Below are 23439 nucleotides of genomic sequence, written 5' to 3'. Positions count from 1 at the left end.
ATGCTACCTCCGTGCTCCGGGTGCGCACTATTCTGCAAACAAGGGGCTGCCTCACCGCGCGGATTTGAGAAAGAAGATCCTGAGCATCCAGGATGCGAAATACCTTCACGCGATCTTCCTGAGCTTTCCGATTTCGGCACGGTGCTTGCGCCTTTGCCGGACCTTACCACAGACCGAAGATGATCCATTTCGCGCCGAGGACTGTCTCCCAGATCGCCACCAACTCGACCGCCAGGACAATGATGCTCGTCAGCAGCGCAATCGAAAGCAGGAGTCCGTCCTCCTCGAGATAAGCCAGCGAGATGAGCGCGATTACGAGGGCGGGAACCACGTTGCTCAAAGGGATCGGTGTGAAGAGCAGCGTAACGTTCAGCAACACGACAACGGCGCCGACGACGCGCTTGGTCGCATCTGGCGGGGTCGGCCAGCGCGGATGAATGAGCTTCTCGAGATACCTCAGCACTGGCACAGCTCGCTGCACTAGAGCTGCAAGGTGCCGCGTCGGCATCGGACGGACGGCGACGCGGCGCGGGAACACCGGCAGGTTCTTGCCGGCGACCATCTGGAAGGCGGGGATCATGAGCAGCAGGCCGGCTACGATCGAGACACCCGGTGCAATAGCGACCACTGCGAGCAGTAGCATGATGAGGCCGAAGGAGCGCTTGTTCATGCGGCTCATTAGCCAGCCAAGGCTAAAGTGATCCGTCGGCGCCTCGTCGTGCAGCCGCTGCAGCAAGACCGAGGCGGGAACCAACGCTGTCGCGCTGGCGGGTAGCGTCAGCTTCATATTGGGCCCCCTCTCTTCCTCGACTCCCGCGATCAGGACGTCGTTTTGCTTTGCCGCCGCTGCGGCTGCGCCGACGATCAGGCTTGCGGTCGAGATAATTCCGTCGTTGGCTCCAGGCACGGCCGCCCTCCACCCGATTCGATCGACGAGCGGGGACGGCTCATCAATGTTTCCGTTAAGCCTCAGAGCCCAATGGCTGGTCTGTGCGGAGGCGAAGGATCCGCGGCTCCCTGGATCAAAATAACCTACGGCGGTGCAGCCAAATTCATTTGACTCAAATCAACTATGTCCGTTAACAGACATTGTACTTACATACTCATAATTCTGTTGACCGGAAATCCGGTTGCAGGCTTGCAGGGGCTGACGGCGGACCGGGAGGTGAGCGTTGGCAAAGTCCGCAAGGAATGAGTTTGACCCTCAGGCCTTCCTCGCGAAGGTGGGCGATGGAAAGACCGTTTTGATCTTCCACAAGAACGAGGCCGTGTTTTCGCAGGGAGACGCGGCGGATACTGTCTTCTACATCCAGAAGGGCAGGGTCAAAGTTGTCGTGCTGTCCGAGCAGGGCAAGGAAGCGGTCGTCGGAATTTTCGAGCCCGGGCAGTTCTTCGGCGAGGGGTGCCTGAACGGCCATCCGCTCCGGATTTCCACGACCACGGCGCTGGAAGATTGCGTGATCACCGCCATCACCAAGACCGCGATGCTTGCGGTCCTTCACGCCGAGCCGAAATTCTCCGAGCTTTTCATGTCGTATCTGCTTTCGCGCAACAGCCGAATTGAAGAGGATCTGATCGATCAACTTTTCAATTCGAGCGAGAAGCGGCTGGCGCGGCTTCTGTTGCTGTTGGCTAACTTTGGCAAGGGCGGCAGCCCGCAGCCGATCAAGGTGCACGTCAGCCAGGAAACGTTGGCGGAGATGATCGGCACCACCCGTTCCCGCGTCAGCTTCTTCATGAACAAATTCCGCAAGCTCGGCTTCATCAGCTATAACGGCGAGATCGAAGTGCACAATTCGCTTTTGAACGCGGTTCTTCACGACAAGCCGCAAATCCAAAGGGACTAGCTCGCCGGTCGGCGGCCATGTGATCGCATACAGAATCCTATTGGCTATCCGCGCAAGAACAGCCCAAACTGATAGGTCGGACCGAATGCCGAAACTTCGAATGGTCGGGCCGCAGGGCAACCGGTTGCTGGGGGCGCTGGAGCCCTCGAGCCGCAAGCGGATCGATCCCCATCTCGAACCGGTCACGCTCAAGCTGGGCGCCGTCGTCTGCGATGCGGGCGGGCTGCTCAAGCATGCCTATTTTCCGGAAGGCTCGGTCCTGTCGCTGTTGACGGTGCTGGAGAACGGCTCGGCCATCGAGACCGCGAACATCGGTCGTGAAGGCGCATTCGGCCTGTTCGCCGCCATGTACAGCCGGGTCTCGTTCAACCGTTGCCTTGTGCAATTGGAAGGCGGCATGGTCCGGTGTCCGATCGAGCTGTTGCAATCGGAGTTCAAGAACAGCGAGCACGTCCGCAACCTGTTCGTTAGCTACTCGGAAACGCTGCTGTCGCAGGTCCAACAGACCGTCGCGTGCAACGCGCTGCACAGTACGGAAGAGCGGATGTGTCGCTGGCTGTTGATGATGCATGACCGAGCCGAGGGCGAGGCGTTGCCCTATACCCACGAATTCCTGTCAGAGATGCTCGGCGCCAACCGCAAATCGGTGACCATGGCGGCGCAGGCGCTCCAGACGGCGGGGCTCATCAGCTACCGGCGAGGTAAGATCCAGATCGTCGATCGAGCCGGACTGGAGAAGGCGTCCTGCGAATGCTACGCCATCGTGAAGGAACGGTTCGATGCATTCCTGACGCCGCCCTCGACTGCGGTTCAGGGAGACACCGGACAACGCAAGAGGTAAGTGGACTCAGACTGAAGGCGCAAACGCCGGTACTGCGGCCGACTCCGCCGTCGCAGTCAACAGCCGCGCCAGCTCCAGGAAATGCCGCTGCAGACCAGGGGTCTGGATCTCACCGACCAATTGCATGCAGTCGGCCGCCATGCGCAGGCAGGCGAGCTCATGCTTTCGCGCGGACTCCCGATCGGCCGGCTGTCCGCCAGCCAGCCGCTGGATCTCGGATTTCAGGGCCGCGCCGAGCTCGCTGTGGCCCATCTGCATGCAGCCCGCCGTCAGGCGCATGATTTCCAGCTCGAGCTCCCGCGAATGATCCGAATCCAGCACCGCGCACTTCCTTGAAATAGGGATGCTCAGTCATGGCACGGCGATGGGCACCGTGTCGGTGGCCCACGCCACAAAGGAGGATATAAAATCTAGTCGCTTGTCAGCGTCCCTGCAGGCTCGCCGAACTCATTGCGGTCAGCTCCCGCGTTGGTACTTGGACTTGTCTGCCCGTCGATCTGGTCCAGCGCCAGCAGCAGCGACGCCACGCGGTTTGCCGACGCGGTCCAGTCCGAGATGCGGCCATAGCTGTCGGTCATCCAGTTGAAGGCACCCTGGACGATGACGAAGGCCGCAGCGGCCTGCACGACCTCGCCGAGGGTCATCGTTCCCTCGATGTATTTGGGGGTACAGAGCAGCAAGGCGATGATAGGGGTCAGCAGAAAGTTCGTGTGCGTAACCAGCGTCATCCGCATTAGTTGCCAGCAGTAGGTTCGCCAAATACGGATCACCGCGTCGAGCGCCGTTCCGATCGCCCGCCGGCCGTCCTGATGGACTTCCGGATCAAGGATCCTTTCTCCCGCCTCGCGCAACAGCGTCCCAACTGACCTCAATTCGGCTTCGGTCCGCTTGCTGTCTTCCATGACCCGCGTCAGGTGCCGCGCGATGAGTATCATCGCGGCCGTCAGCAGAATGGAATACAGGATCACCGCGATGACGAGATATCCGGGGACCACCACGATCGTCCCGAATGCGCCAAGCACAAGATCGCCACCGACCCTCCAGAGCACGCCGATGAAAATGACGGCGACGAGGACCGAAGAAAGCAGTCCGAGCAGGAGATCGACCGGCAGATCTGTCGCGATCCTCGCGTCCTCGGCGATCCGATACTCGGGAGCCTGGTGCTCCCCAGACATGAACCTCAGACGGACGATATGATCCCGTTCCAGCCAATAGTCGTAGAGATGATTGCTCAGCCACTCGCGCCATTTGCGCTGCATGGTCATGCGGCCCCAGACCGAGACGATGGCGAGAGTCAGGCTTGCTGTGCCGATTGGGAGCAGCCGTAACGCCTGTTGCCAGAGCCCGCCAGCATCCTTGCGCTCGATCGCGTCGAAGAAGTCGCGATTCCAGAAGTTGAGCCGATACTGGGTCAGAAGTTGTAAAACGATGGTGGCTACCAGGAGTCCGACAAGGAGGCCACGCCAGCCAGGCCGACGGCCCCCGCCAGAATCCGGCGGCGCTTTGCCAGAATCGAGCAAGCAGACGCCTCTCATCGGGCGCGAGGTAGTCCTTAGGGAGCATGTTCGATTCGTCTCAAAACCGCGGTGGCATCCCAAATCTTTGTAACCCGGTCAGAAATCTAAGCTTTTGACCCGAATCAAACCGGAAATTTTCCGTAGTGAGCAATATTGCACAGCAATATGGAACCCAAGGCTCCATGGTGGACACAGTTCAGATCTCAGCAAACATCGGTGATGTGAGGTGTTGGCACAAAGGGGGAGTATCGTGCCCCAAATCGAGATCGGGCCGGTAAAATGCCGGCTGGACAATATTTCGGCAAATGGGACATCCGGCACATCCTGCCAGGAGTTCTGTTTGTATGAATTTCCCGGTTGCTCCGGTTGTCCGTACGCAGTCCGGGAGACTCCGGTCTCGCGTTCGGCAGAAGATCCAATGAAACCGCGGTTCTCCGCGGCCGGATCCGGGGGTTTGTCCCACATTTCAAGATTTGCGTTTCGCCGCTAACAGACCAGAGGCATCAATGGAACAGTTCGTTCATCAGCAAACTATTGCTATTTTCCGAAGACTGCTCAGCACGCAGACAGACAACGACGACGCCCGACGCGAGAGGCTCCTGAAGCTGCTGGCGGCCGAGGAGGCGAAAAGTATCCTCGCGTCGCGACACGATGTGTCGCCCGGATCGGCATTCGCGCACCCGCGCTAGGCGAAGACCCGATCAAGGATGCCGAGAAGCCTTCTGGGGTTGGGTCCGCCAATATCTGGCCCGCAGGCGTGGAGCGATGAACCACGATAGCGGCACGCTGATTACGAAGCTTGCCAGCACGACGGCAGGAATGGCTTCGAACGCGTGATTGGCGAAGGCGGGGATCATCAGGATGGGAACGATACCGATGCCGAAGGCGACGGCGTTCGTCATCATGAATACCAGCGCAGCGATCTGAAAGCGTGTAGACATGGCAAACCTTTCCGGAGCGAACCGAAGTCAACGGTCGAAGAGCCGGTAGGTTCCGTGGACTAACCTTCTAAAAGCGTGCGCTTCTGTATGGGAATGAGATCATCCTGCTAGATCGAAAAATAAGAACATTTTCAGCAAAAAGCTTCCTGATCTTTGCCATATGTCAAACCGGCAAAACGCGTCAGCCGTGCGGGCTGAGTGAGCAATATTGACCACACCGGCGGGTGGCGCGACTGTTAAGAAGGCGAGAAAAGCCAAGAAGTCGGCGGCCAAGAAAACGGCTAAGAAGGCAGTCCGCTAAGAAGTCTCCTGCCAAGAAGACAGACAGAACACATAAGCAGGGCAGGGGTAAGGCAGCAAAACAGCCACTGAAGAACGCTGCAAAAAAGCGAGTTGCGAAAATACCTCCAAAGACGAGGGACCAGTCGATGTTGCTTTAACCGTCAGTGGTGATCGTCATGCGCTATATCGTACTACCATACATCGTCGCAGCAACGATTTTATCAGCACAGTCATCAGCACTGGCTCAGCCGGTTGACGGTGATCCAGCATCGGGTCGTCAGCTTGCGACAAATTTATGCAGCTCATGTCACCGTGTGGTGCCGATGACTCTTTCTGACAAGGCTGATCCTCCGAGTTTCCAGAGCATTGCTGACCTACCATCGACTACAGGAATCTCCCTAAACGTCTTTCTTCATTCAAACCACAAGAATATGCCGAATTTCATCATTTCAAGCGCCGAGTCGAATGACCTGATTGCTTATATCCTTAGTCTCAAGAGGAAGTAGGATGTCGTCGACTAGATGAGCTGCCAATGATGGAATCCAAACCGTTGAGCCGAAGTGGAAGGCGATTCGCAGTACCTGAGGAAACGGGGCCACCGTTGATGTAGCCGATCCTCGGCGTGATTGGAATTGATATGCGATGATTACATTCAACGTTGTCAGAGAGCAGTACGGCTGGGCCATCCGGGTGGATGAGCGGATGATTACGCCTTTCTGGTCGAGAGATTTGGCGATCCGTGAGGCGAACTGTTTGGCGCGCGCCATCCGCTGCCATGGCGAGTGCGCGGAAGTAATTGTCGAGGATGCCGTCCCCAGCGAGCCGCTCAGGAAAACCACGGATAAAAGATCCGCCGCGGCTTGAGGCGCTCCGAAAGGACGGTGGGAGCGTGGGATGGTGGCGGAGCCAGCGGCCAGGCCCGCGTTGAAGGGGCCTCAAGACTATGCTTGTCGAGATCGACGACTTCGCGGGCCGACGCAGACTGCGCCTCAAGAGTGCGCTGAGCTTGCGATTTCGGCCATGGCTGAGGGGACCGTCTCCGCCGTGGGACGACGGAGCTCCGATCCGGGCCGAGCTGTTTAGTGTCGAGCGACTTGAAGAACACGCGCGCAGCCTCGCCACCGCGCAAGCCGTAATGCCCGGCCATGTGAAGGGCCACTCATTGACGGCGAGGCTTGCCGACAACGAGGCTGTGCTGCTGGCCGCCTATCGCGACGTCGCCAAAGCTGTCGATGCGGGGGAGGCTATCACCCCCACGGCTGAGTGGCTGATCGACAATTTTCATGTGGTGGAGAAGCAGATCCGCGAAGTCCGGGTTGATCTACCACCCGGCTACTATCGACAGCTGCCCAAGCTCGCTAGCGGCCCCTTCGTGGGGTATCCGCGCGTGCTCGGCGTGGCCTGGGCGTACGTGGCCCACACCGACAGCCTGTTCGACCCGGAGATGCTGCGTCGCTACCTGCGCGCCTATCAGGAAGTGCAGCCGCTGCGCATTGGCGAACTGTGGGCGGTGGCGACCACCCTGCGCATCGTGCTCGTCGAGAACCTGAGGCGGATCGCCGAGCGCGTCGTCGACAGCCGGGCCGGGCGCAGCGCCGCGGACGTCGTGGCGGACCGGTTGCTGGGGACCGGCGGCCGCGTCGTCGAACCAGCCATGGCCGTGCTTCCGCCGCATCTGCAGACAACCTTTCCAGACAGTTTTCTCATGCAGTTGGTCCATCGCTTACGCGATCAGGATCCCAGCATTGCGCCGGCGTTGGAGTGGCTCGACGAACAACTGGCCCGGCAGGGAACGACCGCCGAAGCCGTCGTCCGCGGCGAGCACCAGAGGCAGGTCGCCGGTACCGTCACAGTGCGCAATATCATCACCAGCATGCGCCTCATCACCGACGTCGATTGGACGGAGCTGTTCGAGCGCGTCAGCCCAATCGATGACGTCTTCAAGGCCGGGAGCGCCTTCGAGCACATGGATTTCCCGTCGCGCAATCTCTATCGCAACGCAGTCGAGCACCTCGCTCGCGGCTGTGCTCTCACCGAATTGGAGGTGGCCCGCGCGGCAATGGAAACAGCGAGGCGCGCGGTCCAGTCGGGTGCCGACGACGGCAACGCCCGTCGGACCGATCCCGGCTACTACTTGATCGCGGGCGGGCGAGCCGGGTTCGAAGCAGCAATCGGCTTCGGGTCGTCTCCGCGGAGTTGGCCGCGACAGGCCTATCGCGCGCTGGGAATCGGCGGCTATGTCGGTTCCGGCGCGATCGCCGCAGCCGGACTGCTCGCCATACCCCTGTCTGTAATCGCGCTGGGGGGTCTGGATTGGAGATGGCTGCTGCTGTTCGGAATTCTCGGATTCGTACCAGCGATCGACTTGGCCGTCACGGTCGTCAACTACCTCGTCACCCGAGGTTTCCGCGCCACCTTGCTGCCGGCGCTCGAGCTGCGTGGCGGTGTCACCGCTGACCTTCGCACTCTTGTCGCCGTGCCGACGCTGCTGACCTCGCTCAAAGAAATCGACGAGCAGATCGGCCGGATCGAGATCCACTACCTGGCAAGCGCCCAGGGCGATCTTCATTTCGCGTTGTTGTCCGATTGGCGCGATGCACCAAACGAGCACAAGGATGGCGACGATGAGCTCCTGGCTGCAGCGAAAGACGGCATCGCGAAGCTGAACCAACTCTATGGGCCTGCACCGGCCGGCGATCGTTTCCTGCTGTTGCATCGGCGGCGCGTGTGGAGCGAATGCGAAGGCTGCTATATGGGGTGGGAACGAAAGCGCGGAAAGCTGTGCGAACTTAATCGGCTCCTGCGGGGCGCCAAGGACACCACGTTCGTGGCGCCCTCCACTGTGCCTAACAACGTGCGCTACGTCATTACGCTCGATGCGGATACGCGGCTTCCGCGCGAGACGGTCGGACGGCTCATCGGCAAGATGGCGCATCCTCTGAACCGGCCGCGCTTTGACGCAGATCTGGGGCGAGTGGTCGAAGGGTACGGTATCTTGCAGCCGAGGGTCACGCCTGCACTGCCAGTGGGGCACGAAGGTTCGCTCTTTCTGCGCGTGTTCTCGCGCGCAACCGGCATAGATCCTTACGCCGCAGCGGTCTCGGACGTGTACCAAGACCTCTTTGGTGAGGGCTCATATACAGGCAAGGGCATCTACGACGTGGATGCCTTTGAGGCGGCCCTACGCGGACGCGTGCCCGAGTCAACGCTCCTCAGCCACGATCTGTTCGAGGGGATATTCGCCCGCGCCGGCCTGGCCTCTGATGTCGAGGTGGTGGAGGATTTTCCTCCACGCTATGACGTTGCTGCTCTTCGCCACCACCGCTGGGCGCGAGGCGACTGGCAGCTGCTGCCTTGGCTCTTCGGATCAGGGCCCAGACGGGTCGATCCTCGACCGCTGTCGGGGGTCCCCGCGATCGGCCGCTGGAAGATGCTCGATAACCTGCGGCGGTCGCTGGTCACGCCGGCGGTTGTCGTGGCCCTGATCGCAGGATGGGCCATGCCGCTTGAAGAAGCGGTGGTCTGGACCGGTTTCGTTCTGTCGACGATCGTCCTGCCCCCACTTGTTCCAGTGATCGCGGAGATCGCGCCCCGCCGCCCTGGTGTGACGCTACTTAGTCATGTCCGGGCTCTGGGCGCTGACCTACGCCTTGCACTTATCCAGTCCGGTCTGATGATCGTTTTCCTCGGTCACCAGGCTTGGCTGATGGGTGACGCAATCGTTCGTACCCTGGTACGGCTCACGGTGACGCGCCGCAACCTTCTCGAATGGGTCCCTGCGGCCCACGCGGCATTCGGGTCGCGTCCACGGGCTCTTGATTTTTACCGCCGAATGTCGGGGGCCCTTGTCATCGGCACTGTGGCCATCGGCGTGGCTTGGTTCTGGGGACGACAAACGTGGCCTTTGGCCGCGGTGTTCGCGGGAGCCTGGTTCGCTTCTCCGGCCGTCGCACTTTGGGCGAGCCTATCGCCTCGAGTCTTGGGCCGGCGTCCGCTGGCCGAGGTCGACGCCCATAGTTTGCGCTGTATAGCCCGAAGGACCTGGCGCTTCTTCGAAGCATCAGTCACGCCCACCGACAACATGCTTCCGCCCGACAATTTGCAGGAAGTTCCCGAGTTTGTGGTAGCCCATCGTACATCGCCGACCAATATCGGTCTCTATTTGTTGTCGGTGGCGTGCGCGCGGGATTTCGGATGGGTCGGGAACCTCGAGGCTGTGGAGCGACTTGAGGCGACGCTCGCGACCATGGGCCGGCTGACGAGGTACCGGGGCCACTTCTTCAATTGGTACGACACACGTGACCTGCGTCCGCTCGATCCGCAGTACGTGTCTTCGGTCGACAGCGGAAACCTTGCTGGACACCTGATCGCGCTCGCCAACGCATGCGGTGAGTGGCGCTGCGCGGCCATGACAGAGCAGCAGCGCATCCAAGGCGTGGTGGATGCTCTCGACCTGGTCCGGGATGAGGCTCGTCGGTTGCGCGGTCTGCGCAAGTCCAAGGCGGTATCATGGCGGCGGCTCGATGACGAGATCAGTCGGCTGGCGTCTGGTCTGCTTCGGACGAGCGCCCGCGACGTTGGCATCGACCAGCGGCTCGCGGAACTTTCCGAGCAGGCCGCGATCCTTGCCGACGCCGTCCATCAGACTGTTCTCGAAGAAAGCGACCAGGCGGGCGCCGACCTGCAGTTCTGGGCGGATGCAGTCGGTGCCTGTATAGAAAGTCACCGGCGCGATCTCACCGCGACTCGCACAGCCTCGCTGGAGGCCCGGCTGAGATCGCTGGAGGAAGCCGCGCGGTCGACAGCGCTATCGATGGAGTTCGACTTCCTGCTCGATCCCGACCGGCTGCTCCTCTCAATCGGATATAGGGTCCCTGAGGGCGAGCGCGATCTACGCTGTTACGACCTTCTCGCCTCGGAGGCGAGGCTCGCAAGCTTCTTGGCCATCGCCAAGAGGGACGCACCGGCGCGGCATTGGTTCCGGCTGGGCCGTGCGGTGACTGCGGTAGCAAATGGCGCGGCACTGATCTCGTGGTCGGGCTCGATGTTTGAGTACCTGATGCCTTCCATCGTCATGAGGGCGCCGGCCGAGAGCTTGATAGAGCAGACCAACCGGCTGATTGTTTACCGCCAGATCGAGTATGGAACGACGATGCGAGCGCCATGGGGCGTCTCTGAGTCCGCATACAACGCGCAAGATCTGGAGTTCACTTATCAATATTCGAACTTCGGCATTCCAGGTCTCGGCCTGAAGAGAGGGCTGGCGGACAATGCCGTGGTCGCTCCCTACGCCACCGCACTGGCGAGCATGGTCGACCCTCAGGCCGCCGTGGAGAACTTCGAGCGGCTCGAGGCCCTCGGCGCCCGCGGCCGTTACGGTTTCTACGAAGCGCTGGACTTTACCCGAGCCCGCGTTCCGGACGGAGATCCCGTTGCCATTGTGCGTGCTTTTATGGCGCACCACCAAGGTATGACAATCACCGCGATCGCCGATGCCCTGCTGGACGGCGTAATGCGAGACCGCTTCCATGCGGAGCCGATCGTTCAAGCGACAGAGTTGCTTTTGCAGGAGCGCGTGCCACGCGAGGTCACGGCGACTCCGCCGTTGGTCTCGGATGCGATGTCGGCGGCCAGGATCCGCGAGATCGAAGGACCCGGAACCTGGCGAAAGGTCAGCCCGTACAGCGCTACGCCGGCTACGCAGCTGCTGTCAAACGGCCGTTATTCGGTGATGCTTACGGCGGCCGGGTCCGGTTACAGCGCCTGGCGCGACCTGTCTGTGAATCGCTGGCGAGAAGACGCCACCTGCGACGATTGGGGCTCATACATCTTCTTGAGGGAGATCGCGAGCGGAAAGGTCTGGTCGGCGACCTACCAGCCGATCGGTACCGAGCCTGAAGAATACGAGGTCACCTATAATGAGGATCACGCCGAGTTCACACGTCGGGATGGGGCGCTGGTGACTAACCTGGTGGTGCTGGTTTCCGCCGAAGACGATGCGGAAGTGCGCCGCGTGACCATCTCCAACCTCGGCGACCAACCGCGCGAGATTGAGGTGACTTCCTACGTCGAACTGGCTCTGGCATCGCAGGCCGCAGACGTGGCGCACCCTGCGTTCTCGAAACTGTTCATTGAGACCGAGCATCTCGCCGGCCTCGGCGCAATATTGGCGACCAGACGGCGGCGGGCGCCCACTGAGCCGGAGGTCTGGGCTGCTCACCTTGCGGTTGTCGACGGAACTGCGGCGGGCAAGCGCGAGTTCGAGACTGATCGCGCTCGGTTCCTGGGTCGCGGCGGCAGTATTCGCGCACCGGGCGCAGTGATGGGCGGCCGACCACTCTCCGGCTCGACAGGTACGGTGCTCGACCCGATCTTTGCTCTGCGCCGCCGGGTGCGGATCGCGCCGGGCGCGACGGCACGGATCGATTTCTGGACGATGGTCGCCTCCTCACGCCAGGAGATCCTAGATCTTGCCGACAAGCACCACGATGTCGGCGCCTTCGAGCGCGCCGCCGCGCTCGCCTGGACGCAAGCTCAAGTGCAATTGCACCACCTCGGCATTACGCGCGGCGAGGCCGGGCAATATCAGCGTCTGGCGGGTCATCTTATCTATGCCGCGCCCGTGCTGCGCGCGCCGTCGGAAACTATCGAAAGGGGAAGTGGCGGGCAGCCCGGTTTGTGGGGCATGGGCATATCTGGCGATCTACCAATCATCGTGGTCCGCATTTCCGACATCGACCAACTTAACGTGGCGCGCGAGGCGCTCCAGGCGGTGGAATATTGGCGGATGAAACGGCTTGCAGCGGACTTGGTTATCATCAACGAACTCGCCTCCTCCTACGTTCAGGACCTCCAGATCGCACTGGAAACACTGGTTAGGGCCAGCCAGTCCCGGCCCCAGATTGGAGAAGATGGGCCGCCCGGGCACAACTTCATGCTGCGCGCCGACCTGACCTCGCCGGAGGCCTTGGGCCTTCTTGCGTCCATCGCGCGTGTTATCCTGATCGGAGCGCGCGGGCGGCTCGCCGATCAGCTTGAGCGCGTACCCGAAGGCAGACCTTGGCCCCGGGTCACGGCACCGCGTGCTTTGCCCGCTTCCGAGCTTCAGATCTCGCGACGACCGCCTGGCGTGGAGTTTTTCAATAGTCTTGGTGGCTTCGCAGAGGGCGGCCGCGAGTACGTGACGATCCTCGGCCCAGGCCAATCGACGCCAATGCCGTGGATCAACGTGATCGCCAATCCTAACTTTGGTTTTTTGGTGTCCGCGGAAGGCGGCGGTTATGCTTGGTCCGTGAATAGCCGCGAGCATCAGCTGACGCCTTGGTCCAACGATCCTGTCACTGATAAGCCTGGCCAAGCGTTCTATCTTCGGGATGAGAAGACTGGAGATGTCTGGAGTCCCACGGCGCTCCCAATTCGGGACGAAGCGGCGACCTATTTGGCGCATCATGGATGGGGTTACAGCAGATTCGAGCATACCTCGCACGGCATCGCTGCGGAGCTACTCGAGCACGTGCCGCTCGCCGATCCGCTGAAGATCTCGCGCTTGAGAATGCGCAATTATTCGGGCCGCACCAGACGGCTGTCGGTGACGGCTTACGTGGAATGGGTGCTCGGCGCGTCCCGCAGCGTGGCGGCGCCATCGACAACCACGCGCATCGATCCGGAAAGCGGGGCGATGATTGCAACCAACCTGTGGAATCCAGCTTTCGCGAAGCGCTCCGCCTTCGCGGACCTGGCTGGGCGCCAAACGAGCTGGACGGGTGATCGCCGGGAGTTTATCGGCCGCAACGGATCACTTGCCTGGCCGGCGGCCCTGATTAACGGGGCTGCGCTGTCGGGACGGGTCGGCTCCGGACTTGATCCCTGCGCCGCTCTTCAGACCATGGTCGAGATAGCGCCGAACGGTGTTGCCGAAATCGTCTTCTTCCTCGGCGACGCCCAGGACGAGACGGAAGCGCAGTCGCTGATCGCGCGCTACCGTCAGACGGACCTGGACGCCGTGCTCACTGAAGTCCGTGGATTTTGGGATGAGATCGTCGACGCGGTCCAGGTCAAGACGCCGGACCGGTCGATGGACATCATGCTCAACGGCTGGCTCGCCTACCAAACGCTCGCCTGCCGCGTCTGGGCGCGATCGGGTTTTTACCAAGCCAGCGGCGCCTTTGGTTTCCGGGACCAGTTGCAGGACTGCATGGCGCTCGCCACAATCCGCCCGTCGATAACCCGCGAACATCTCCTCGTGGCCGCGCGCCGCCAGTTCGTCGAGGGCGATGTCCAGCACTGGTGGCTCCCGCACTCGGGCCAGGGCGTGCGCACGCGCATATCGGACGACCGCGCTTGGCTCGCTTACGCTGTCGCGCACTATGTGAAAGTCACCGCCGACGCCCTCGTGCTCGATGAGGTCATCCCCTTCCTGACGGGCCAGGCGCTACAGCCGGGCGAGAGCGACAGCTTCTTCCAGCCAACCGTCTCGGACGAGACCGCCAATCTCTATGAGCATTGTGCCCGTGGGCTGGACGCGAGCCTGGGGGTCGGCAACCATGGCCTTCCGCTGATCGGCGGCGGCGACTGGAACGACGGCATGAACCGCGTCGGCGAAGGCGGCCGGGGCGAGAGCGTCTGGCTTGGCTGGCTGTTGCATGCTGCTCTCGACGCCTTTGCAACCATCGCTGATGCGCGCGGTGACGCGACGCGGGCGGCGGACTGGCGCAAGCACATGCGGGCGCTGACGACTGCCTTGGAAAGCGAAGCTTGGGACGGCGACTGGTATAGGCGTGCATGGTTCGACGACGGCACCCCGCTCGGCTCGGCGACGAACGAAGAGTGCCGCATCGACTCTATTTCTCAATCCTGGGCAGTGATCTCCGGCGCGGCGCGGTCCGACCGCGCGGCTCAAGCTATGAGGGCCGTCGACCGCGAGTTGATTCTGCACAACGACGGGTTGGCGTTGCTGTTCACGCCACCCTTCGACCGCACGCCGCTTGACCCTGGTTACATCAAGAGCTATCCGCCAGGCGTGCGCGAGAACGGCGGCCAGTACACGCATGCAGCCCTCTGGTCCGTGATGGCCTTTGCAGGTCTCGGAGATGGCGACAAGGCAGCGGCTCTCTTCTGGATACTTAATCCGATCAACCACGCCCGCACGCGCATCGACATGCACCGATACAAGGTGGAACCTTATGTTGTCGCCGCCGACGTCTACGCCGCACCCGGTCATATCGGACGCGGCGGTTGGACCTGGTACACGGGCTCGGCCGGCTGGATGCAGCGCGCCGGCGTCGAATGCATCCTGGGACTTCGCATCGAAGGCAGTGTTCTGTATCTTGACCCCTGCATTCCCAAGTCTTGGCCTCGTTTCGAGATCACACTCCGCCACGGCGCGTCACGGTACGAGATCCTGGTCGAGAACCCGCAAAGCGTGCAGCGAGGGGTCGCGGCGGCAAAGCTCGATGGCGCGAACATTGCCGAGCGGCCGTTCTGCTGCCCGCTCAAAGACGACGGCGCCATTCATCGGCTGGAAGTCCGGCTAGGCTAGTGCACGGACTCGGCCGCAGAGGCCATGCCGGCATGGCCAATCCACGGCCGTGTCATACCCATGAATACTGTAACATTCGTGCCACCAGATGTTTGAAAATGCTGGTTTAATCACCCATCGGTGCTTCGGGGCATTACAAGCCCGAACTTTCGATTAAGATCGTCTCGCGTACCCGGCTGGTACCTCAAACGAGTCCGTTGCTGGGGGCAAAGCGGAAGTCATTTGCTCGCATTGAGCTATTCCTGTGGCACGAACCGGACCACCAGCAATGTCAGCAGTTCGGAATAGGATAGCAACAAGAAACGTCATGTTCGCGGAGCATCAAAAAGCAAATAGCGGAATTTGAAATGTTACGGCCACTACGCTGGTGGTCACAATACATAAGGGGGCTTATGGCGCGATCCCGCGGGTTGAGATTGATAATATGTACGGCTTTTTCGGCTCTTTCTGCAGTCGCAAGCGCGCAAGCACCTGGGGCAGTTGTCCCGGCCGGTAGAATGGTCCTTCCTCCGACCGCTCGCGGGATCTACGTGTGGCCGTATGACTGGGCGGTCAAGAAAGGCGACTTCGACAAGGCCCTTGCCGTTCCGGGCGTTGACGGAGTCGGCGTGCACTTCACTTGGTCGGAGATCTCGCCTGCGATCAAGAAGTATGACTTCACGGCGATGGACCGTCAGCTCGCGGTGGCGCGTTCGCGCCATCTAGCCGTGGAACTCGCGGTCTCGGCGGGCCAGGGCATTCCGGATTGGATATTCACGCCGCCCCCGGCCGGTCTGGGTCTCCAGCGCCTCGATTTTGAAATCACGTACCACGGCGGCGTGGAGCCCTGCCACAAGGTCTCGATGCCCACGCCCTGGGATCCCAGGTACCAGAACGCCTTCGCCGACATGCTGGCAGAGCTCTCCGCGCATTTGCACTCCACGGGCTACGACCGCGATGTGGCCGTGATCAAGCTCACCGGCATCAACACCCTCACCGAGGAACTCGCCCTACCCAACGAGGATCCCGCCGAGTCGCGCAATCCGAACCCATGCGTGACGGACAGCCCACGCGTCTGGGCGACTGCCGGGTATCGACCCTCGCTCGTTATCCGCGCCATGAAAGGGATCGCCGCGTCGTTTCGGCGCTCCTTCCCGGACAAGCTGGTAAGCCTCCCAATCATAGTCATGGGGGCCTTGCCGCCCATCGGCGAAGACGGGCGGCCGATCCCGCGGTTCAAGGCAATCGAACTCAACAACAGGCTTCTCGACGACCTCGTGCTTACGGCGACGCAGGCGCTCCCGGGGCACTTGGTGTTGCAGGACTGCTTCCTCATCGGCGACCTGCCAGCGGACCAGCGGACCGTGAACCTCGCGCTCGCCAACAACCTGCCGATCGCGTGGCAGACCAACATTTGGTTCGGCAAGATCGGCAAGGGCGCTGCTTGCGGTGGACAAGGCAACAGCTTCCTAGAGAAGCTGCAGCACCCGACCGCCTGCAATGAGAAGTCCTTCCTTAACTTGCTCCACAATGGCATGTATCCCCAGGGCGGGTCAGGACCCAGCCAGAACGCGCTGTTCATTGAGGTGTTCCCGTCGGACGTCGTCGAATTCCCCGGCGCGATCAAGGCCGCGCACGACGAGTGGAAACGCTGACGTGCGCCGCTGCATATCCGCTTTCTGGGGAAGAGCGGACGTCGATCCAGGGGCTCACGAAGTCCGCTAATAGCTGCTTAACCGATCTACCTAGTTGCCAGCCATCGGTTCACTTCGGCAGCAATGCCAAAACGCCCAGCTTCCCTGGGCCCAGCAAATCTCTGTTCGCCGAGCGGCATCTCGCGTGCTTCCGCAATAACCTCCGTCGCCCGGTTATCCAAAAGCGGCTATCAGGTTTGCACAGTCATTGCTCTATGCCGTTGGCGCGAAGGATTGCCCGAACGCATTGGTCTCAACCATCACCTCGTGAAGGAGATCACACTTTGGGCACTCAAAGGTGCGAATATCGAAACCCACACGTGCAGGCATGATGCGAGCGAGCATCATGTGAGTGCGGCATTTTGGGCAAGCGGGGCGATGGATGTGAAGGTTGACGCTGTCAGGCAAGAAATAGGACTTTTGCATGATGCTTATCCCTGGCATGAGGCGGGAGCGCAACACTCTCAGTCACCGTTAGTGTGCCCGTTGAAGAAGCGGTGATGGCAACCAACATTGATTTTTGAGCGACCATTCGCTGACCAATATTGATCGGTTTTCGCCGAAATGGCGGAACATGCCCAATGCAATCTTTCTGCAGTGGTCAGTATTTTCGACAATTTGGCTCAGCATCCATGGCCGTTATTTCAGTCGCCCTTGAGCACGGGAAAGAACACGGCATCGTCTCGGAAAATCCTGTTTGTTCGACGCCGTCACGACTGGATGCATAGGGGGATGCCCCAAGAGAGTTGACGCTATATATTTCCGTATCGCTATCGGGGACGGGGTTTATGTATCCAGTTCTTCGGCCTTCTGTTAACCGACGACATCTGCTCACGCTGGGCGCTAGGCTATCGTTAGCGAATTTCGCTTCGGCGACCATCTGGCCGCACTCCGCCGCAGGCCAATCCGGTCTGATCGAGGGCTACGCCGACGGCGACGGAGTAAGGCTGTTCCTTGTCCACGGGGGCGAGGGCGAGCTCATGTTGTTCCTTCACGGTATCCCAGACAGCTGGACGCTTTACATGAGCCAGCTCGCGGAGTTTAGCCGAGACCACATGGTGGTGGCTTCCAATTTGCGAGGGTTTCCGCCATCGGATCAACCGGAAGCAGTCGAGGCCTATGCCATGTCGAGATCGTTGGGCGACGTACATGCCCTGCTTCGGCATTTCGGCCGTGAGCGGTGCATCCTGGTGGGCAATGACTGGGGTGGCTACATTGCCTGGGTGTTTGCTTCGGCCTATCCAAGCTGTGTTGAACGCTTGATCATTCTCAATGCACCGCACCCGGCCATATTTCTCCGTGAGATCCGCAATAGCGCGGCACAAATTCAGGCATCGCAATACGAGCGCGATTATAACAGTGCTGTCGCCGCTTATCCGTCCTGGTACAACTACTACCGCGCGGATCCGATCAAGGTGCCTTCTTCCATCGCTGATGCAGCGCATACGGAAATGCCTGACCTCGCTGCCCGATACTTTGCCGATGCAGCGGAAGCTCCCGCCACTACATCACTCCGGGTGGACGTTCCGACACTGGTTCTCGGTCGGGACGGCTGCACCATACACGACCGCGCCCCGGCGATTTGTCGGGCATTCGATTGCAGGAATCTGTATCTAAGCAAGACCCGCGCCGAGCACCTTGCGATTGTCAAATCCGGCGCGGTCTCGAATGAAGTTTTCTCTGCCGGACGCAAACGGTTCAAAACGCTGGACCTGCCACGATGATGGACGGCAGCATCGATACTGTTGAACCGGAAGAGGGAGATTTCTTCGAAGGTGTGCAGCGAAATGACGCATGTGCAAAGCGCGTCACTCCGCACCGTGCAGATCATCTCAAACAACCGATCAAATCCTTGCGTAGTTTAGCAGCGCCGTGAAGCCGACTTCGAGAAATGGCGTCACGACGTGGCGTGGAAGGTTTACCCTCGTCGGCGGCTCGCCGCCTTTCGGTACTTATCTTCGCATTGGGCTTCCTCGAATCCACGGTCGCGCATTACAGGCCGTTGCCTTCTGTTATCGAGCAGCTTGCTCCTGAGATGGTGGACGAACCGGTCGATTCATGCTTCGTTCCGTTCACCCCTACCCACTTGAACGATTTCCCGCCTTCGTGGCCTACAATGCCGGAGAACGTACAACTCTGGAAACTTCCATCAAAGCTTATTTCCAGCAGAACTGCTCCACTAATAGCGGACACATTGGCGACAAGTTTCCCGCCAACAAACCGCCAGCGCGTTTCTCCCGGAGCCTTTTCCGCAGCACTGGAGCCTCCGCCCTTGGTTCGATGGCTGTCACGTACAAATATTCGCCCCAACGTACTTATATAAATTATGCCCGTAGAGATTTGGCTCCCGACCGTTGGACCGCTACGGCCCATCATTGGCGTACTAAACGTGGCGGAGATATGGATCGTTTTGTTTCGCAGCTGCGCTGGAATGCCTTGCGCCAGTAACGGAGAGGTGACGAACATACAGAGGATCATGATTGGAAAAGAGACTTTCACAGGAAGCCATCCTCTCTCGGCAAAATTTGTCGCCCAGCGCTTCGACGTATACTTCTGTAAGCTGTTGGTGGCACCTTCGAACGCCGCCATGCAAGCTAGCATTAAGCGCGACGTTTAAAACTGTCAATAATCCTATCGCCAGCTCTCACTTGCTTCCGACGATGTCACAGCGATGTTTCGGGCGATTGACCAACGAGGGCTTCAACTTGGCGCTCGCCTCGATTAGAGAATCCAATTGCAAATCGACGCGCTATCCGTACGATCCCAATTCGGCTTAAAGGATTTGAGGGACACGAACTATGTACAGTCTGCGATGGGCACCGATCTGGCTTGCCATGTTTGTGACGACAGGATTAGCAAACAGTTCGAAAGCCATGGCTGGCGTCGTGCTGATCACTACCGAGGAGGCAAAACTCCCCGAACCAAAGGAATTAGCATCTTCGCGTGCAATCACGCGCGGCCCCCGCATAGACCTCTCGGATCTCGAGAGCGACACGTTACATTCGCCTATTCACTTCAAGCTTATATTTCGAGCGTTTGGAGGCGCAAGCATTGATCTCAACACCTTGACTGTGACCTACCTCAGAGGACCCGGCGTTGATCTAACACCCCGGATAAGACCATTTGTAAAGCCAACTGGCATTGATATACCCGATGCTGAGGTTCCTCCCGGCAACCACGCGATCCGCGTCGATTTGAGGGACTCTCAAGGACGACCCGTTACAACAAATTTCATAGTGACGGTGACGCCGAACTGAAGGGGTCTTTCGGTGCATTGCCCATTTTGTAGTTCCAACATAGACCGTGCCGCGTTGGTTTGTCCTGCTTGCCAGCGCGATACGGCTGTGCCCGCGTCTCTTGCGTCAGAGCGGGATGAATTGCTCAAGAAGCGTGAAAGGCTGATTTCAAATTTGAAGGAAGCGAAGACCAAGCTAGCCTCGCAGAAATTATCTAAGTGGCACCTAGATTGATCGCACAGCACCACGGTTCAGACACGCGGGTCGAGTATCCCTGATGGAATGTCCTTTTTGCGCCGAGACCGTCAAGGACGAAGCTATTGTCTGCAAGTATTGCGGCAGGGATTTGCGTGTCGTGCGACCGGTCATCGCGGAGATTGAGTTGGTTAACATCGAGCTGGAGCGCCTGCAGCGTGAGCTTGATGATGTCAATATCAAACTGGCATTCTTGAACAAGCCTTTGCGCTCCGTGACTATTTTTGGCAGTCGTTACATTTTGCTGCCGCAGCCCTTCTGCTGGCGTGCCATTATCTCGTGATAATCCAGCTCGATCTGCCGACCTCGTATTTGCGAATTATCTCGGTTCTAGTCCCGCTGCCTTTCGGAGTGGCTCTATTTGCTATCCGCAGAATTGGATTTCGCGGGGCATTTGGCGTCGGCGCTGCCACGGCATTGATCGCCGTCACTGGCATGCTAGCCGTCGTCGGCCTGGTCGATCGGGTGCCGGTGCTTCCGCAATCCGCGCGAGACTGGAGCGAGGCCATCGAATATGGCCTGAGTATCACTTTGTCCTATGACGCGGGCGATATGTTGGCGTTAGTGGTGTTTCGTTTACTGCCGTCCAGGATAGCAACTGCGGGCCAACCCAGCGGCGTTGCGATCCGATTCGCGCAGCTGCTGGGTCCTCACGCCGGTGACGAGACGCTCAGACGGAGAGCGCGGCGAATCCAGGAAATTTCAAAAGCCATTGTGCCACTGATAGGCCTGTTACTGACCATTGGCGGCTCGCTCTTTACCGGTCTCAAGCATATACTGGGAACGTGACGCCTTAACCCAGATCGCTTGCAGACGATGGATTGGCTTAGTATAAGCAGAAACTCTCATAATTGGGGCCTTTTATGCGGTCCACAATCCTTATTGTTTTTGGATTCTTGTTTTGTATCTCCAGTACGCAGGCTTTGGCGGACAAGCGCGTCGCCCTTGTCATTGGCGTGTCCAAATACCAACAGGTTCCGCGACTCACTAATCCGGTACACGACGCTGAAGCGATGTCTTCGTTGTTCAGGAAGGCGGGCTTCGATATTGTCGATAGCGAGTACGACCTCGGCGTTTCCGATCTGCGCCGGGTAATTCGCGAATTCGCCGAGACTTCGCGGGACGCAGATATCGCGGTGATTTATTACGCGGGTCACGGCATCGAAGTCGATGGAACGAATTATCTCGTACCCGCAGATGCGGCGCTGTTGAGCGACTTCGATGTCGAGGACGAAACTGTATCGCTTGACCGCGTACTGAAGGCACTTGACCCCGTCAGGCGGCTCAAACTGGTTATTCTGGATGCCTGTCGGGCAAATCCCTTCGCGCGAACCATGAAACGAAGCGTTGCCAGCAGAGCGATCGGTAACGGACTCGCAGAAATCGAACCCACGATGTCGAACACGCTGATCGCCTTCGCCGCGAAGGGTGGTAAGGTGGCAAGCGATGGAGATGGACACGACAGTCCCTTCGCGCTGGCACTCGTCAAATTCATTGCCGAGCCGGGGCTAGATATCCGGATAGCATTTGGCCGCATTCGTGACGACGTGCTAAAAAGCACGGCGAACCGCCAGGAGCCGTTCGTCTACGGATCGCTTGGTGGCGAGACCATGGCGCTGGTCCCCCAGGTTACGAAATCCTCCAATCCAGAGGCGGAAGCACGGGTCGATTACGAACTGGCAGCCCAAATTGGGACCAGGGAAGCGTGGGACTCTTTCCTTTCAAGTCACGACACCGGCTTGTATGCAAACCTCGCTCGCGCGCAAAATAGCAAGTTGTCAGCAGCGCAGCAAACAAGCACGGCAGCCGACGATGCTCAACGTGGGGCCGAGGAGCAAGCCGCGCAGAAGGCCGAGGAATTCCGTAGGCAGCTTGAAGACCAGAGTAGCCGTCAGACAGCCGAGACAAAGCGAAAGCTCTCCGAGCAGGCGAAGAAAGAACTCGACGAAGCGCGGCATCAGTTGGCCGAACAGGCGAAGAAGGAACTCGATGAGGCCAAACGTCAGCTCGAGCTTGCACAGCAGCAAGCCGATGCCGCTCGACGACAAGTCGAGGACGCCAAACGTCAAGCGGTTGCGGATGCCCAGCTTCAGGTCGAACAAGCCAAGCGCGGTGCCAAACAGGAAGCTGAGAAACTTGCTGCTCTGACTCCGGCCCAGTCGGTTCCGCAAAGCCCGTCACCGCCGTCTCTCCAAATTGATCAAGCCGATATCGCGCGATTGCTGCAAGCTCACTTGAAACGCGTCGGCTGCAATCGAGGGTCGGCCGACGGCAATTGGGATGACGGCTCCAGGAAAGCTCTCGAGTTATTCAACAAGAACGCTCAAACCAAATTCGATACCAAGCTCGCAAGCCTCGATGCCCTTGACGCGGTCCGCAGCAAGCCCGACCGCATATGCCCGCTTATCTGCGCAAAAGGGCAGCGTGCGGAAGGCGATCAGTGCATTCAGATCAGCTGCGGAAGCGGCTTCTTTCTAAGCTCCAGCGGATTATGTGAGAAGCGCCCGGAGCCAACTCCGAAAGCACGGACGGCGACCCACCAAGAGCCGGCAGCGCCGCGGCGATCTGGTTCGTCAGATGGCAAAAGGTGTTTTTCTTTCAGTGGAAAAACCTATTGCGAATAGCCACGTTTCAACAGTCTGCGGGAAGGACCACTGGCTATCCGCAACAGCTTGACGTTTGGCCGATTGCCGAAATTTTTAATGTAGCATCTACTACTGTGTAGAGATCACGACTTTCCGTGGGCAGCCATGCCTCAGATTTAGGTGCGGCAGTACCTGGGATCTCATTTCGCGGCTCCTTGGCTGACAAATTGATTTCAACTGGCCAGCGTAAGAACCGAAAGCTCCGCAGTCTCACCGCCAGATGGCACGATTGCCAGCTCCAAACGAAACGTACGTTGCCTGTGTCCTCCCTGGGGATACCATCGCTAATTTGAACGAAACTCAAAAGGCCCGATTGACGACATGGCTTTGTCGACAACGTCGAGCTGGCATCGAATATCCGTCGATTACGGATCATACTATTACTCTTGCTAAGTCGATGCCTGCGATGCAGACAGGCGAACGTATCGATCGACTCTTATTGTACTTCAACCAATTCGATATTGGTCACCGAGTAAACGTTTGGACCTCAGACGAATTTGACCCTCGCGAGCGTGAACCTCTTTGTCTCGCGGCTGAATCCGAATGCAAATCAAAAAGCGAACTTGCCTCGCTGCTCCAACTCGCTGTCGATACTACTTGGCTGTCAGTTCCCGCCCAGAATATCGGTACCGCGCAATATACGCCGTCTGTTACCGGCTGGTTA

Annotated in this window: 19 protein-coding genes; 14 read left to right on the top strand and 5 right to left on the bottom strand. The window is 59.5% G+C overall.

The features are described from left to right. Positions 1–163 precede the first annotated feature (163 nt). A complete protein-coding gene (locus tag E7813_RS21765) occupies positions 164–907 on the bottom strand; it encodes an exopolysaccharide biosynthesis protein (RefSeq protein ID WP_291577335.1) in 744 nt (247 codons plus the stop codon). A 265-nt stretch (positions 908–1172) separates the two neighbouring features. Here E7813_RS21765 and E7813_RS21760 point away from each other — a divergent pair, with 265 nt between their 5' ends. Continuing rightward, positions 1173–1847: a Crp/Fnr family transcriptional regulator gene (locus E7813_RS21760; RefSeq protein ID WP_291577334.1), complete on the top strand. Its 675-nt coding sequence runs from the start codon at positions 1173–1175 to the stop codon at positions 1845–1847. A gap of 85 nt (positions 1848–1932) precedes the next feature. Then, entirely contained in the window at positions 1933–2688 is a 756-nt protein-coding gene (locus E7813_RS21755) for a Crp/Fnr family transcriptional regulator (RefSeq protein ID WP_291577333.1), read from the top strand. Between the two features lie 6 nt (positions 2689–2694). On the opposite strand, the gene E7813_RS21750 is transcribed toward E7813_RS21755, so the two are convergent. Both E7813_RS21750 and E7813_RS21745 read right to left on the bottom strand, forming a co-directional pair. Continuing rightward, positions 2695–3009: a hypothetical protein gene (locus E7813_RS21750; RefSeq protein WP_291577332.1), complete on the bottom strand. Its 315-nt coding sequence runs from the start codon at positions 3007–3009 to the stop codon at positions 2695–2697. Between the two features lie 89 nt (positions 3010–3098). Beyond that, positions 3099–4208: an SbmA/BacA-like family transporter gene (locus tag E7813_RS21745; RefSeq protein ID WP_291577331.1), complete on the bottom strand. Its 1110-nt coding sequence runs from the start codon at positions 4206–4208 to the stop codon at positions 3099–3101. 503 nt (positions 4209–4711) lie between these two features. Between E7813_RS21745 and E7813_RS21740 the strand changes: the two genes are divergently transcribed. Next, positions 4712–4894: a hypothetical protein gene (locus E7813_RS21740; protein WP_291577330.1), complete on the top strand. Its 183-nt coding sequence runs from the start codon at positions 4712–4714 to the stop codon at positions 4892–4894. A gap of 12 nt (positions 4895–4906) precedes the next feature. Here E7813_RS21740 and E7813_RS21735 read toward each other — a convergent pair whose 3' ends face one another. Further along, the gene (locus E7813_RS21735) at positions 4907–5146 is read right to left on the bottom strand and encodes a hypothetical protein (protein ID WP_291577329.1); all 240 of its coding nucleotides are present in this window, start codon (positions 5144–5146) and stop codon (positions 4907–4909) included. Positions 5147–5604: 458 nt separating this feature from the next. On the opposite strand from E7813_RS21735, the gene E7813_RS21730 reads away from it, so the two are divergent. The 6 genes from E7813_RS21730 to E7813_RS21705 all read left to right on the top strand — a co-directional run bounded on the left by E7813_RS21730 (position 5605) and on the right by E7813_RS21705 (position 18515). Then, positions 5605–5934 carry a cytochrome c gene (locus E7813_RS21730; RefSeq protein ID WP_291577328.1) on the top strand — a complete coding sequence of 110 codons (330 nt, stop codon included), beginning with the start codon at positions 5605–5607 and terminating at the stop codon, positions 5932–5934. Positions 5935–6070: 136 nt separating this feature from the next. Further along, positions 6071–6292 carry a hypothetical protein gene (locus E7813_RS21725; protein WP_291577327.1) on the top strand — a complete coding sequence of 74 codons (222 nt, stop codon included), beginning with the start codon at positions 6071–6073 and terminating at the stop codon, positions 6290–6292. A 79-nt stretch (positions 6293–6371) separates the two neighbouring features. Then, a complete protein-coding gene (locus E7813_RS21720; protein WP_291577326.1) occupies positions 6372–14966 on the top strand; it encodes a glucoamylase family protein in 8595 nt (2864 codons plus the stop codon). Between the two features lie 530 nt (positions 14967–15496). Continuing rightward, positions 15497–16600 (top strand): beta-galactosidase, encoded by a 1104-nt coding sequence (locus tag E7813_RS21715; protein WP_291577325.1) that lies wholly within the window; start codon positions 15497–15499, stop codon positions 16598–16600. 827 nt (positions 16601–17427) lie between these two features. Next, complete coding sequence (locus tag E7813_RS21710; protein ID WP_363331201.1) at positions 17428–18363, top strand: alpha/beta fold hydrolase; 936 nt, start codon at positions 17428–17430, stop codon at positions 18361–18363. Further along, complete coding sequence (locus E7813_RS21705; protein ID WP_291577324.1) at positions 18360–18515, top strand: hypothetical protein; 156 nt, start codon at positions 18360–18362, stop codon at positions 18513–18515. The genes E7813_RS21710 and E7813_RS21705 overlap by 4 nt, the downstream gene beginning before the upstream one ends. Positions 18516–18631: 116 nt before the next feature. Here E7813_RS21705 and E7813_RS21700 read toward each other — a convergent pair whose 3' ends face one another. Then, positions 18632–19228 (bottom strand): hypothetical protein, encoded by a 597-nt coding sequence (locus E7813_RS21700; RefSeq protein WP_291577323.1) that lies wholly within the window; start codon positions 19226–19228, stop codon positions 18632–18634. Positions 19229–19512: 284 nt separating this feature from the next. On the opposite strand from E7813_RS21700, the gene E7813_RS21695 reads away from it, so the two are divergent. The 5 genes from E7813_RS21695 to E7813_RS21675 form a co-directional block, all read left to right on the top strand. Beyond that, positions 19513–19896 carry a hypothetical protein gene (locus E7813_RS21695; RefSeq protein ID WP_291577322.1) on the top strand — a complete coding sequence of 128 codons (384 nt, stop codon included), beginning with the start codon at positions 19513–19515 and terminating at the stop codon, positions 19894–19896. Between the two features lie 256 nt (positions 19897–20152). Beyond that, positions 20153–20413, top strand: coding sequence for a hypothetical protein (locus E7813_RS21690; protein ID WP_291577321.1), 261 nt, complete (start codon positions 20153–20155; stop codon positions 20411–20413). Beyond that, positions 20410–20919 carry a hypothetical protein gene (locus tag E7813_RS21685; protein ID WP_291577320.1) on the top strand — a complete coding sequence of 170 codons (510 nt, stop codon included), beginning with the start codon at positions 20410–20412 and terminating at the stop codon, positions 20917–20919. Before E7813_RS21690 ends, E7813_RS21685 begins: the two co-directional genes overlap by 4 nt. 74 nt (positions 20920–20993) lie before the next feature. Further along, entirely contained in the window at positions 20994–22754 is a 1761-nt protein-coding gene (locus E7813_RS21680; RefSeq protein WP_291577319.1) for a caspase family protein, read from the top strand. 310 nt (positions 22755–23064) lie between these two features. After that, the coding region (locus E7813_RS21675) for a hypothetical protein (protein ID WP_291577318.1) at positions 23065–23439 on the top strand (375 nt) is incomplete at its 3' end.

Source organism: Bradyrhizobium sp., assembly GCF_004799405.1.
In the GTDB taxonomy this organism is placed as follows: domain Bacteria; phylum Pseudomonadota; class Alphaproteobacteria; order Rhizobiales; family Xanthobacteraceae; genus Bradyrhizobium.
This window is presented reverse-complemented; position numbering and strand designations above follow the sequence as displayed.

What these genes read in the sequence shown, in the direction of transcription:
- E7813_RS21730 (WP_291577328.1), top strand. Translation starts at nt 5,605, where the DNA reads ATGCGCTATATCGTACTACCATACATCGTCGCAGCAACGATTTTATCA.
- E7813_RS21695 (WP_291577322.1), top strand. Translation starts at nt 19,513, where the DNA reads ATGGCTGGCGTCGTGCTGATCACTACCGAGGAGGCAAAACTCCCCGAA.
- E7813_RS21710 (WP_363331201.1), top strand. Translation starts at nt 17,428, where the DNA reads ATGTATCCAGTTCTTCGGCCTTCTGTTAACCGACGACATCTGCTCACG.
- E7813_RS21680 (WP_291577319.1), top strand. Translation starts at nt 20,994, where the DNA reads ATGCGGTCCACAATCCTTATTGTTTTTGGATTCTTGTTTTGTATCTCC.
- E7813_RS21735 (WP_291577329.1), bottom strand. Translation starts at nt 5,146, where the DNA reads ATGTCTACACGCTTTCAGATCGCTGCGCTGGTATTCATGATGACGAAC.
- E7813_RS21690 (WP_291577321.1), top strand. Translation starts at nt 20,153, where the DNA reads ATGGAATGTCCTTTTTGCGCCGAGACCGTCAAGGACGAAGCTATTGTC.
- E7813_RS21755 (WP_291577333.1), top strand. Translation starts at nt 1,933, where the DNA reads ATGCCGAAACTTCGAATGGTCGGGCCGCAGGGCAACCGGTTGCTGGGG.
- E7813_RS21705 (WP_291577324.1), top strand. Translation starts at nt 18,360, where the DNA reads ATGATGGACGGCAGCATCGATACTGTTGAACCGGAAGAGGGAGATTTC.
- E7813_RS21700 (WP_291577323.1), bottom strand. Translation starts at nt 19,228, where the DNA reads ATGGCGGCGTTCGAAGGTGCCACCAACAGCTTACAGAAGTATACGTCG.
- E7813_RS21740 (WP_291577330.1), top strand. Translation starts at nt 4,712, where the DNA reads ATGGAACAGTTCGTTCATCAGCAAACTATTGCTATTTTCCGAAGACTG.
- E7813_RS21720 (WP_291577326.1), top strand. Translation starts at nt 6,372, where the DNA reads ATGCTTGTCGAGATCGACGACTTCGCGGGCCGACGCAGACTGCGCCTC.
- E7813_RS21725 (WP_291577327.1), top strand. Translation starts at nt 6,071, where the DNA reads ATGATTACATTCAACGTTGTCAGAGAGCAGTACGGCTGGGCCATCCGG.